8 protein-coding genes and 1 other annotated feature are annotated in these 13,118 nt (G+C 57.4%); of the genes, 4 read left to right on the forward strand and 4 right to left on the reverse strand.

Annotated elements, in window-relative coordinates:
• Nucleotides 1–181 precede the first annotated feature (181 nt).
• From RTK01_RS02090 to RTK01_RS02105, 4 genes are all read right to left on the reverse strand, one after another.
• Complete coding sequence (locus tag RTK01_RS02090; protein WP_312279386.1) at nt 182–889, reverse strand: FadR/GntR family transcriptional regulator; 708 nt, start codon at nt 887–889, stop codon at nt 182–184.
• Between the two features lie 397 nt (nt 890–1,286).
• The gene (locus tag RTK01_RS02095; RefSeq protein ID WP_312279387.1) at nt 1,287–1,730 is read right to left on the reverse strand and encodes a metallopeptidase family protein; all 444 of its coding nucleotides are present in this window, start codon (nt 1,728–1,730) and stop codon (nt 1,287–1,289) included.
• A gap of 36 nt (nt 1,731–1,766) precedes the next feature.
• Nucleotides 1,767–3,926: a Tex family protein gene (locus tag RTK01_RS02100; protein ID WP_312279388.1), complete on the reverse strand. Its 2,160-nt coding sequence runs from the start codon at nt 3,924–3,926 to the stop codon at nt 1,767–1,769.
• A 147-nt stretch (nt 3,927–4,073) separates the two neighbouring features.
• Entirely contained in the window at nt 4,074–5,558 is a 1,485-nt protein-coding gene (locus RTK01_RS02105; RefSeq protein WP_312279389.1) for a DUF1846 domain-containing protein, read from the reverse strand.
• 473 nt (nt 5,559–6,031) lie between these two features.
• On the opposite strand from RTK01_RS02105, the gene RTK01_RS02110 reads away from it, so the two are divergent.
• The 4 genes from RTK01_RS02110 to RTK01_RS02125 form a co-directional block, all read left to right on the forward strand.
• Nucleotides 6,032–7,306, forward strand: coding sequence for an adenylosuccinate synthase (locus tag RTK01_RS02110; RefSeq protein WP_312279390.1), 1,275 nt, complete (start codon nt 6,032–6,034; stop codon nt 7,304–7,306).
• Between the two features lie 98 nt (nt 7,307–7,404).
• The gene (purB, locus tag RTK01_RS02115; protein ID WP_312279391.1) at nt 7,405–8,823 is read left to right on the forward strand and encodes an adenylosuccinate lyase; all 1,419 of its coding nucleotides are present in this window, start codon (nt 7,405–7,407) and stop codon (nt 8,821–8,823) included.
• Between the two features lie 288 nt (nt 8,824–9,111).
• Nucleotides 9,112–9,353, forward strand: a binding site (T-box leader).
• A gap of 68 nt (nt 9,354–9,421) precedes the next feature.
• On the forward strand, nt 9,422–11,002 hold the full coding sequence (gene asnB / locus RTK01_RS02120) for an asparagine synthase B (protein ID WP_312279392.1): 1,581 nt from the start codon (nt 9,422–9,424) through the stop codon (nt 11,000–11,002).
• Between the two features lie 71 nt (nt 11,003–11,073).
• Nucleotides 11,074–13,118, forward strand: a 2,045-nt coding sequence (locus RTK01_RS02125) for a glutamine synthetase III (RefSeq protein ID WP_312279393.1), incomplete at its 3' end; no start/stop codon positions are given.

A 13,118-nucleotide genomic window follows, 5' to 3' on the forward strand; every position in this document is an offset into this window, starting at 1 on the left:
CAGACAAACCAACGTCAAGTGTTGTCACAAATTTCACAATAATTTCATCCTTTTCACTGTTGTGGCGACATTTTTTTGTGCGCTTTGCCGTTAACACGTCTGATCTTTGTTAAGAAAAAAGATTTATATATGTGCTCCTGAATGGCAATGCGCCGCGCGCGGTTTTTAAAATCCGAAACAGTTATTTTTTTCCCTGATTCGCGTCGAGATGTCTGAGGATGGACTCACGGTTGGTGTTCAGGTGCAAAATCATATCAAACCGCGCACCCATGGGGTCGCACCGGGAAATTGCGTTCACAATCTGCCGATGCTGAATAATGGATTGCCTGCGGTTTTCGTCGTTGGTGGTAGTGATGATGACATTGACGGATGAAGTGATAATGGGAATTAAGTTTCGCAGTACGTCATTTCCGCTGCACTCGGCTAAAAACCGGTGAAATTGGGCGTCCACAGCGGAATAATCCTCTTCTGCGTTCACCAATTCTTCCATTTTTTCACAGTATTCATACATCTGCCGTACCTGCTTTGGCACAGCCTTGCGTGCCACGATCTGCGCGATTTCCGGCTCCAGCATAAGGCGGATATCCAGCAGTTCGATGGCCAGCTTTGGATCATTTCCCATAAAGGTAAGCCCGAGAGGGTCTTCGGGCACGCCGTTTTTGTCGGAGACAAAGGTACCCGAACCTTGACGCACATGGAGAATGTTGCGGGCAACCAGTCGGCGTGTGGCCTCCCGCAAAGTGCTTCGTCCGACTTTCAATTGCTGTGCCAACTCGTATTCGTTGGGGAGTCTGTCTCCTGATTTCATATTATTGCTCAAAATCAACTCAATTATCTCGTTTACTGCCGTATCCACCAGTGTTTTTCCGGCTGTCTCGTTTGTCCCCATCTTGATTCCTCCTTGAATTTCCTTTGGACTGTGCGTCGCGCAATGCGGGATCGGAACGCCGAGGTGTTTGCTGCGGCCTGCCTGTTCCACAAAAAACAGCGGCAGGCGAAAGATGCTGGGCAGACGGCGGCGCCGTCACTGGTTATATCTGTTATCGCAGTTATTATAATATGTCAGACAACTTTTTACAAGCGTATGTAAAAAGACAGAGTTCAATCCGAAGGACAAGAATTTGAAAATAGGTCGGATGTATAGACTGCCCAATGTGCGGCAGGGGGCGGTTCAAAGCGGTGTGTGTTCTCCTTTTGTGGTGGAAAAAGAGACGGGGAGACCCGGCAAGACGTACCGGAACTGCCCCGTCTTTCTTGAAAAAGCGGCGTGGGTTCTAAAGATGGCGTCAGGGTTGCTGCTTGGAAGTGGCTCCGTTCTTTTCGGCGGATCGGGGAGGCTTTTTTACCCGTACTTCGTATTCCCGACGAAATTCCGCCATCTCCTCGTCATCCCGGTCGTCCAGCGCGTGAAGGCCGCCAAGGCCCTCCATGTGATGGGTCAGCTCGTGGGAGAGGGTGGTCCACAGCTCGTCCTCCCAGTCTTTCTCCGTCCAGTCCTCAAGCTTTGCGAGGGCGGCAAAGGAGCCGTAGTAAAGGTCGATATATTTTCCAAGACAGTCGTCGCAGAATTGCCCCATGATATACAGCTTGCCGCCGGGAAACTCTGGGTCCTCCAACGCCTCCTCCAGCAGATTCACACCGCCGTTGAGACCTTGAAACAGCACTTGCGGAAACTGCTCTGCAATGCGGTCCAGCAGGTCCGCAGCTTCGTCGAAGGTTAAAAGTTTCATAAAACATCCTCCCTTGCCGGTTTATCCGCTGCCGGATTATTTTGCCTGCTTCATGGAAAGAGAAATCCGCTTTTTCTTCTCGTCCACTTCCAGTACCACTACCTTTACCACGTCGCCTACGGACACGGCCTCGGAGGGATGGCGGATAAAGCGGTCGCTGACTTGAGACACATGAACCAGTCCGTCCTGATGAACGCCAATGTCCACAAACGCGCCAAAGTCGATGACGTTGCGCACCGTGCCGGTGAGGGTCATGCCGGGGCGCAGGTCTTTAATATCCATCACGTCCGTCCGCAGAACGGGCTTGGGCAGCTCGTCCCGGGGGTCCCGACCCGGCTTTTGCAGCTCGGATGCCACGTCCCGCAGCGTGGGCACGCCCACGCCGCACTCTGCCGCCGCCTTCTCTTCGCCATAGGTTTTCAGGCGATTCGGCAGGTCCCCCAGCGCACCGGCGGAAAGATCCGCCAGTGTATAGCCAGTGATCTTGAGCAGCTTTTCCGCGGCGGCGTAGCTCTCCGGGTGGACGGCGGTGTTGTCCAGCACGTTGGAGCTTTCGGGCACCCGCAAAAAGCCTGCGCACTGCTCAAAGGCCTTGGGTCCCAGCTTTGAAACCTTTAAAATCTGTTTCCGGGCGCTAAACGCGCCGTTCTCTTCCCGGTATTTTACCACATTTTTGGCGGTTGAACCGGTCAATCCCGCCACATAGCCGAGAAGCGACGCAGACGCGGTGTTCACGTCCACGCCCACGGCGTTTACGCAGTCCTCCACCACCGCGCCCAGCGCTTCGTCCAACTGCTTTTGCGGGCAGTCGTGCTGGTATTGGCCCACGCCGATGGCCTTGGGGTCAATTTTCACCAGCTCCGCCAGCGGGTCCTGAAGCCGCCGGGCGATGGACACGGCGGAGCGGAGGTTCACGTCGTACTGGGGAAATTCCTCTGCCGCCAGCTTGGATGCGGAGTACACCGAAGCGCCCGCTTCGGACACGATCATATAGCTGAGACGGCGGCCCATGTCCGAAAGCTTTTGAATCAGCTCCACGGCCATCTGTTCTGTCTCCCGGCTGGCGGTGCCGTTGCCGATGGCGATGTGTTCCACGCCGTGGGTAACCGCCATACCGGAGAGCTTGGCAATTGCTTCGTTTTTCTGGCGTTCTCCAAAGGTGGGGTAGACCACGGCGGTGTCCAGCACCTTTCCGGTACCGTCCACGATTGCCACTTTACAGCCGTTGCGGTATCCGGGGTCCAGTCCCATGGTAACGCGGCCCTTCACTGGTGGCTGCATCAAAAGGGGCTTTAAGTTCAAGGCAAACTGACCGATGGCCCCCTCGGCGGCCCGGTCGGTGAGCTGACCGCGAATTTCACGTTCTAAGGAGGGGTACAGCAGCCGGTCCCACGCATCGTCCGCGGCGGCGCGGACAAAGGCGTTTGCGGCGGAGCCGGGGCGTACCACCTGACGGCGCAGCGTCACCAGCGCGGCTTCCCGGTCCAGCTCTAGCGCGACCTTCAGCATCCCCTCCCGCTCGCCCCGGTTGATGGCCAGAATCTGATGACCTTGCATCCGGGAGAGGGCTTGGGTGAAGTCATAATACAGGCGGTAAACCGTGTCCTCCGCCGTGGCCGCCGCGCTGCGCAGACTGGCCTGCCGTAAAAGAAGGCCTCGCTGGACCTTGCGAACCTCCGCATTGTCGCTGACAAGCTCCGCCACAATGTCCGACGCGCCCGCAATAGCGTCCTCCGCTGTTTCAACGCCCTTTTCCGCATCAATATACGCCTTGGCGGCTTCCTGCGGATTAGGACAGTCCCGCCCCTGCGCGTACAGCAGCAGGGCAAAGGGTTCCAGCCCTTTTTCCTTTGCAATGGTGGCCCGGGTGCGGCGCTTTTGCTTATAGGGTCGGTAGAGGTCTTCCACCTCCGCAAGGGTCTTCGCCCCGTCGATGGCGGCGGAAAGCTCTTCCGTCAGCTTGCCCTGCTCCAAAATGGCGGCTTTCACCGTTTCGCGCCGCTCGGCAAGACCCCGGAGGTAAGTCAGCCGCTCATCCAGCGTGCGAAGCACCGTGTCGTCCATGGCGCCGTGAAGCTCCTTGCGGTAGCGGGCGATGAAGGGGATGGTGTTTCCCTCGTCGATCAGCTTTACCACATTTTCTACATACCGGGGGTCCTGATTCAGTTCCTCCGCCAAAAGTTGAATGATCTCCATAAAGTGTCCCTTCCAAAAACGTTTTTGCATGGGTGTTGTGCGGCCCGTGAAATTGTCCGGCTTGGCATGCCGTCCTTTTCGGGGCGGCATGCGCGGTTCGCCAGCACAGGCGCTTCTCCCTGCGAAGAAGCGCCTGTAAGGATGCGCTTATTTGTGATACAGCTTTCCGCTGCCGAATTTCGGTTCGCAGCTCACCTGAATGCCAAGCCGCCGCAAAAGCTGCTCGTCCACGGGGGAGAGAATTACGGTGAAATGGGCCTCCGCGTCCCGCAGCTTGGGAAGCTGCTGCTGGGCCAGCTCCGCGAGGGGATTGGTCAGGGCGGAAATGGTCAGGGCCAGCAGTACCTCGTCGGTGTGCAGACGGGGATTGCGGTGGGCGAGATACTCCGTTTTCAGGCGGCACACCGGCTCCAATACCTGCGAGGAAATCAGCTCAAACTGGTCGCCAATGCCGCCCAGCGCTTTCAGGGCGTTTAAAAGAAGAGCCGATGCGGCCCCCAGCGTGGCGGAGGTTTTGCCGGTGATAATGCGTCCGTCGCTCAGCTCCATGGCTCCGGCGGGTGCGCCGGTGGCCTCGGCTTTGGCGAGGGCCGCGCCCACGGCGGGGCAAAGCTCCGGCGTTACGTCCGCCTGATTCATCAAAAGCTTTAGCTTGCGCACGGTTTCCGCGTCGCCCCGGCCCCGGGCCTCGTCCGCTTCTGCGGCATAAAACCGCCGAAGAATTTCCCGCCGGGAGGCAAAGCGGCAGGCCTCGTCATCCACAATGCAGTTGCCCGCCTGATTTACGCCCATGTCCGTGGGCGACTGGTAGGGAGAAGAGCCCTGAAGCTTGCGGAACATAGCGTCCAACACGGGGAAAATCTCCACGTCCCGGTTGTAGTTCACCGCTGTGGTTCCGTAGGCCTCCAGATGGAAGGGGTCGATCATATTCACGTCGGACAGGTCCGCCGTGGCGGCTTCGTAAGCTAGATTCACCGGATGCTTTAAGGGCAGGTTCCAGATGGGGAAGGTTTCAAATTTTGCATAGCCCGCCTGCACACCCCGCTGATTCTCATGGTATAGCTGGCTGAGGCAGGTGGCCATTTTCCCGCTGCCCGGGCCGGGAGCCGTCACCACCACCAAAGAGCGGGTGGTTTCTATATAGTCGTTTTCCCCCAGCCCTTCGTCGCTGACAATGCGATCCACATCCGAGGGATAGCCCGGAATAGGGTAGTGCAAAAAGCACCGCACGCCAAGAGTCTCCAGCCGGCGGCGGAAGGCCTGCGCGGCGACCTGTCCCTCCCAGCGGGTGATGACCACGCTGCCCACGTACAGCCCGAGGGAATGGAAGCTGTCGATCAGGCGGAGCACGTCCTCATCATAAGGGATACCCAGATCTCCTCGGATTTTATTCTTCTCGATGTCTCCCGCCGCAATGGCAATGACGATTTCCACGTCCGCTGCCAATTGCTGAAGCATCCGCACCTTGCTGTCCGGTGCAAAGCCCGGCAGCACCCGGGAGGCGTGGTAATCGTCAAACAGCTTTCCCCCAAATTCCAGATACAGCTTTCCGCCAAAATCACCGATTCGGCGGCGAATATGCTCCGACTGGAGCTTTAAATATAGTTCGTTGTCAAATCCAATGTGTACCATACAATGGTCCCACTCCGCTTATCGCCCTAAATTTATATCAATCCGAATTTTACCGCAAACAGAAGTTTGCGGTAAAATATGTCATGCTTTTCGGTGGTCACCGCAGGGGGACGAGAAAAATGACCTAAATCAGATAAGATGTCCGCAACGCGGACATTCTACCACAAACCACGTCGCTTGAAAAGCGCCGATGCCCCTTTTTTCACCGGAAAGCGCGGGGAAACGGTTTACTTTGCTGACCCGGAGGGGTACAATGGGCGTGCGGCTTCGGACCGCCGGGAGGAATCCCGCATTCCGCTGCGCGCCGGGGGCGGGGAGCATACGAATAAGAGGTATATGGAAAATTGATAGTGGCTATTAAAAACGAACCCTTTACTTATGCCCGCGCCTTCTGTATAATTAAAAAGGTTGCGGGTCTTTAGGAAAAGGACCTATCCGATGGTACAAATGAAACTTTTGGGGAGGCTGGCGCTATGGCAAACTGCGCGATTGTAGGCATCAACTGGGGCGACGAGGGGAAGGGGCGGATGGTGGATCTCATCACCGACCGTTACGACGTGGTCATTCGCTACCAGGGCGGCGGCAACGCCGGGCACACCGTGGTGAACGAATTCGGCAAGTTCGCACTGCACCTGCTGCCCTCCGGTATTTTCCGCCCGGGTGTGGTGAATATTTTGGGCAACGGCGTGGCCGTGGACTGCGAAAGTCTGTGGACCGAGATGGAGGACATCCGAAGCAAGGGCGTGTCCATCACCCCGGAAAATTTGAAAATCAGCGACCGGGCGTCTTTGCTGCTGCCGTGGCACCGCCTGCTGGACGGGTTAGAGGAACAGCGCCTTGCCGACAAGAAATACGGCTCCACCAAGCAGGGCATTGCCCCCTTTTATTCTGACAAATTCCAGAAGAAAACCGTGCAGGCGGGGGAGCTGTTGTATCCCGCCCGGCTGAAGGAGCACCTTGCGTCGCTTTTGGAGTGGAAAAACCTGACCATTGAAAAGGTCTACGGGGCGAAGCCCTATACCATGGACGAGCTGATGAGCTGGATCGGGGACTTCGGCGAAAAGCTGAAGCCTTTTATCTGCGACACCGGCGCATTCTTGCGGGGAGCACAGACGCAGGGCAAGAGCTTCCTGTTTGAGGCCCAACTCGGCTCTCTAAGGGACTTGGATTACGGTATTTATCCTTACACCACGTCCTCCAATGCCATCGCGGCCTATGCCCCTGTGGGCTCCGGCGCGCCGTGGGCAAAGATTGACGAGGTGGTGGGCGTGGTAAAAGCCTATTCCTCCTGCGTGGGGGAGGGGCCGTTCACCTGCGAATGGTTCGGCGAGGAGGCCGAACAGCTTCGGGAGGCCGGAAACGAATACGGCGCGAAGACCGGCCGGCCCCGCCGGGTAGGGCCCATTGATCTGGTGGCCACGCGGTATGGCGTGGAGGTGCAGGGCGCGACGAACATCGCCCTGACCAAGCTGGACGTACTGAGCTATTTGGAGAAAATTCCTGTGTGTGCCCACTATGAGCTGGACGGGCAGCAGACCGACGCGTTCCCCTTCCCGGCGATTCTCTCCGAGGCAAAGCCCGTGACGGAGTATGTGGGCGGCTGGAAGTGCGACATTTCCGGCGTGCGCCGGTGGGAGGATTTGCCCAAGGCCGCGCAGGACTATGTGCTGCTGGTGGAAAAGGCCATCGGCTGCCGTATCGGCTATGTCTCCGTGGGGCCGGAGCGGGACTCCATTGTTATCCGGTAAAACCGAAATCTGCGGGGAAACCCGCTGTATTCCCGGGGAGGGAGACGACCTCCGGGCGTCTCTCTCTTTCTGACTTCACTGTGAAAGGCTGACACATTATGAGCAAGGATCGCTATGAATCCCCGCTGGCGTCGCGGTATGCATCAAGCTATATGCTGCGCCTGTTTTCCCCCGACACCCGGTTTCAAACCTGGCGGAAGCTGTGGGTGGAGCTGGCCCGGGCAGAGCGGACCCTTGGCCTGCCCATCACGCAGGAGCAAGTGGAGGAGCTTGCCGCCCATGTGAGCGACATCGACTACGACTGCGCCGCCAAGCGGGAAAAAGAGGTCCGCCACGACGTGATGGCCCATGTGTATGCCTTTGGGCAGGCAGCGCCCTCTGCTGCGGGCATCATTCATCTGGGGGCCACAAGCTGCTATGTCACCGACAACGCGGATTTGATTATTTTTCGGGACGGGCTGAACTACCTTCGGGGAGAGCTTTGCGCGGTGCTGGAGAATCTGGGCGGCTTCGCGGAAAAGTATAAGGCCATGCCCACGCTGGGCTATACCCATTATCAGCCTGCCCAGCTTGTGACGGTGGGCAAGCGGGCCACCCTCTGGATGCAGGACTTGCTGTCGGATTTGGAGGAGTTGGACTTCGTTCTTGCGGGCATGAAGTTTTTGGGGTGCCGGGGGACTACCGGTACGGAGGCAAGCTTTCTGGACCTGTTTGACGGGGACGGCGAAAAGGTTGACGAAATGAACCGGCTGCTCTGCGCCGCCTTCGGCTTTGGCGGGTGCTTTGCCGTCTGCGGGCAGACCTATCCCAGAAAGCTGGACAGTCGGATTTTAAACGCGCTTTCCTCCATCGCCCAGAGCTGCTATCGCTTTGCCAATGATTTGCGGCTGTTGCAGCACGACCGGCAGATTGAGGAGCCCTTTGAAAAGAACCAGATCGGTTCCTCCGCCATGCCCTATAAGCGAAACCCCATGCGGGCGGAGCGAATCTGCTCCCTTTCCCGCTATCTGATGGCGGACGCCATGAACGCCCCCATGACCGCAAGCGTACAATGGCTGGAGCGGACGCTGGACGACTCCGCCAACCGGCGTATCTCTCTTCCTGAGGGCTTTTTGTGCGCCGACGCGATTTTGCGCCTGATGGCCAACGTGACGGACGGTCTGCACGTCAATGGAAAAATCGTGGACAAAGCGGTGCGGGAATATCTGCCCTTTATTTCCACGGAAAATCTGATGATGGAGGCCGTGAAGCGCGGCGGCGACCGCCAGCAGCTCCACGAGGTAATCCGAGAGTGCTCCATGGCCGCCACGGCCCGGATGAAGGAGGGCGAGCCCTGCAATTTGCTGGAGCTTCTGGCAGGGGAGCCGATGTTTGGCATGACGGCGGAGGAAATTGCCGCGGTGCTGGACCCCGCTCTCTACATCGGACGGTGCCCCCGGCAGGTGGAGGCGTTTTTGGAGAAGGTGCGGCCCGCTTTTGCCGGCGCCTCCGGCGGGAGCGTTGAAATCAGTCTGTGACCGGCATCGGGCCGCGCCCTTCGGGGAATTTCCCGAAATGCGGCCCGCCGCCAGCAGATTTTTACCACCGTCAAGGAATTTTCACGGACTGCGGCTGCAAAAAATATTTGGTAAAGCGACAGATGTCCTCCGTATAGCGTACTTTTAAAGAGGTTATGACGCAATGTTTAGAAAAAATGCAGGAGCCTGCCGGAGATATTCGTTTAATTTGACGTTGACAGCGGCGCTTTGGGATGGTAAACTTGCTCCATTAAAACCACAACGGTTTTATGAAAATTGAATAGATCAACAAAGGCGTTGATGGAGAAAAGTACCGCGGAAATTCGGTCAAAGTGAGCAGGCGGCAGTGGGAAGCCTGCACAAGAGTCCGCGCGAAGAACACTCCGGAGCTGCGATCTGAACGCGGGGTCCCCTGCCAGTAGGAAAGACGAGTTGCGACCGTTAAAGCGCACGGGCTTGTTGGAGCCTTGAAGGTGACTGTTTTACAGTAAATTAGGTGGCACCGCGGATAGCAGCTATTCGTCCTAAAATTTTAGGATATAGCTGCGTTTTTATGCGCTCTTTTAAGGAAGAGGTAGAAAATCCGGAGGTGCTTTTTATGTGTTCAATTATGGGTTTTTCAAGCAAAAAGTTGACGGAGGAAGCGATTAAAGTTTACTTTGACCGCTCCGTGGACCGTGGACCGGACATGAGCCGCGTTTCCGAAACGAAGTCCGGTTATCTCTGCTTTCACCGTCTGGCCATTATGGGTCTGAACGAGGCCGGGATGCAGCCCTTTCAGCTTGAGGGGGATCAGGCGGTGTGCAACGGCGAAATCTACGGCTTTCGCCCCATCCGCAAAAAGCTTTCTCAGAGGTATACGTTTAAAAGCGAAAGCGACTGCGAGATTCTTCTCCCCATGTTCCATGAATACGGGCTGTCCATGTTTGCCCGGCTGGATGCGGAGTTTGCCCTGATTATCTACGATTCAGCAACCGACTCTCTGATTGCCGCCCGGGACCCCATCGGCATCCGCCCCCTGTTTTACGGGTACGACGCGGACGGAGCGATTATATTCGCCAGCGAGGCAAGAAATCTGGTGGGCCTGTGCGCCGAGATTTGCCCGTTCCCTCCGGGACACTATTATGCTTACGGCAAGTTTATCCGGTTTGCGGACCTCACGGAAGTGACCTCCCGGGTCCGGGGTGATCTGGACACCGTTTGCCGGGGAATCCGCGACAGGCTGATCGCCGCCGTGGATAAGCGGCTGGACGCGGACGCGCCGTTGGGCTTTCTGCTCTCCGGCGGGCTGGATTCCTCCTTGGTGTGTGCCATCGGCTCCGTGGTTCTGGGGAAAAAGATCCGCACCTTCGCCATCGGCATGGATAAGGATGCCATCGATCTTAAGTACGCACGGGAAGCGGCGGATTTTCTCGGCGCGGACCACACCGAAATTTACATGACCCGGGAGGATGTGCTTGCGGCGCTTCCGGAGGTTGTCTCCCTTCTCGGCACATGGGACATCACCACCATCCGGGCCAGCATGGGCATGTATCTCTGCTGCAAGGCAATTCATGAAAAGACAGATGTTCGCGTGCTGCTGACCGGCGAAATTTCCGACGAGCTGTTTGGCTATAAATACACTGATTTTGCCCCTTCCGCCGCCGCGTTTCAGCAGGAGTCCCAGAAGCGAATTGAAGAGCTTTATATGTACGACGTGCTTCGGGCCGACCGCTGCATCGCGGACAACTCCATCGAGGCCCGCGTTCCCTTTGGCGATCTGGGCTTTGTAAAATACGTCATGGCCATCGACCCCGCCATGAAGCTTAACACCTATGGAATGGGGAAGTATCTCCTGCGCCACGCCTTTGAAAACGACCATCTGCTGCCGGAGAGCATCCTGTGGCGGGAGAAGGCGGCTTTTTCCGACGCGGTGGGCCACTCCATGGTGGACGATTTGAAGGCCTATGCCGAGACGGTTTACACCGATGAGGAGTTTGAGCGGCAACGGCGTAAGTATGATTACTGCACGCCCTTTACAAAGGAAAGCCTGCTGTACCGGGAGCTGTTTGAGAAGGCGTATCCCGGTCAGGCCAAAATGATCAAGGATTTCTGGATGCCAAACAAAGCGTGGGAGGGCTGCGATGTAAGCGACCCCTCCGCACGGGTACTCTCCAACTACGGGCAAAGCGGAACGTAAGCAATTCGGGGCCTCGGTCCCTAATTTCCATAAAATCGGCGTATCACACAGAAAACAGGAGGATGAATGCTATGACTACCACACCGACCGCCCTGCCGGAGCTGTTCGGCAGCCTTGTTTTTAATGAGGAAACCATGCGCCAGCGCCTGTCTCCCGCGTCTTACAGCGCGTGGAAAAGGTGCATTACCGACGGCACCTCTTTGGATATTTCCATTGCCAACGAGATTGCCGAGTCGATGAAACAGTGGGCCGTGGAGCACGGGGCCACCCACTTTACCCATTGGTTCCAGCCCATGACCGGCGTCACTGCGGAAAAGCACGACAGCTTTGTGGCTCCCATCGGTGGGGGAAAGATTGTCATGGAGTTTTCCGGCAAGGAGCTGGTACGGGGCGAGCCGGATGCGTCCTCCTTCCCCTCCGGTGGACTGCGGGCCACTTTTGAGGCCAGAGGCTACACCGCATGGGACCCCACGGTTTTTGCCTTTATTAAGGACGGAAGTCTCTTCATCCCCACGATTTTCTGCTCTTACTCCGGCGAGGCGCTGGACAAGAAGACCCCCCTGCTTCGTTCCATGAACGAGGTCAGCCGTCAGGCAGTGCGCATTCTGCGCCTGTTTGGCGACACGGAAACTCGGCGCGTCACGCCGCAGGTGGGGCCGGAGCAGGAGTATTTCCTTATCGACAAAAAGGGCTATGCCCAGCGGGAAGACCTGCGGTTCTGCGGGCGGACCCTGTTTGGGGCAAAGCCCCCCAAGGGACAAGAGCTGGAGGACCATTACTTCGGTGCCATCCGTCCCCGCGTGGCCGCGTTTATGAAGGAACTGGACGAGGAACTGTGGAAGGTGGGGGTGCTTTCCAAGACCAAGCACAACGAAGTGGCCCCCTGTCAGCATGAGATGGCCCCCATCTTCTCCGATGCAAACACAGCTTGCGACCATAACCAGTTGGCCATGGAGATGATGAAGCGGGTGGCCGACCGCCACGATTTGGTCTGCCTGCTCCATGAAAAGCCCTTCGCGGGCGTCAACGGATCCGGCAAGCACGACAACTGGTCCCTTGGAACCGACACGGGCAAGAATTTGCTCAAGCCCGGTTCCACTCCCAGCCAGAACGCCCAGTTTTTGCTGTTCCTCGCGGCCTTTATCAAGGGCGTGGACGAATATCAGGATGTGCTGCGCTCCACCGTGGCCTTTGCGGGAAATGACCACCGTCTGGGCGCGCAGGAGGCGCCTCCCGCCGTGGTGTCCGTCTTCCTGGGCGACGAGCTGAACGCCGTGGTGGAATCCATCATCAACGGCACCGCCTATACGGACACCGGAAAGCGGACGCTGGAGGTGGGCGTGGATGTGCTGCCTTCCATCCGGCAAGACAACACAGACCGCAACCGCACCTCTCCCATGGCGTTTACAGGCAACAAGTTTGAATTCCGCATGCTGGGCTCGTCCCAGTCCATTTCCGGGCCCAACATTGCGTTGAACACCATTATGGCGGAGGAGCTGGAACAGTTTGCTGACCAGCTTGAGAAGGCAAAGGACTGCACGGTTGAGTTGCAGGCGCTGATCCGCAAGACCTTTACCGAGCATCAGCGCATTATTTTCAACGGCAACGGCTATGACGACTCATGGATTCAGGAAGCCGGACGGCGGTGCCTTGCCAATCTGGCATCTTCTCCTGACGCGCTGAAAACCTACACCGCGCAGAAGAACATGGATTTGTACATCAAGCACGGCATCTACACCAAGAACGAAATTGAGGCACGGGCTGAGATTCACATTGAGAATTACGCTACCACCATTTCCATTGAGGGAAAAATCATGGCGGACATGATTCGGCGGCAGATTCTCCCCGCTGTCTCGGCCTATGCAGGGGAGTTGTGCCGCCGTGCGGCCGACAAGAGTTCCATAGGCGCGGCCCACAGGTATGAAACGGATATTGCGGCAAAGATCGGTACGCTTGCCGACGGTCTGTTGGATGCAACAGAGCGGCTGGAGGCGGATCTGGGCAAGCCTCATGGTGATTCCAGAGCGGCGATGGATTACGCCCACGACGCGATCCTTTCCGACATGACCGCCGCGAGGAAGATTGCCGACGAGCTGGAGACGCTGACCGCCCGGGA

The organism is Oscillibacter sp. (assembly GCF_031978065.1).
Taxonomy (GTDB): domain Bacteria; phylum Bacillota; class Clostridia; order Oscillospirales; family Oscillospiraceae; genus Oscillibacter.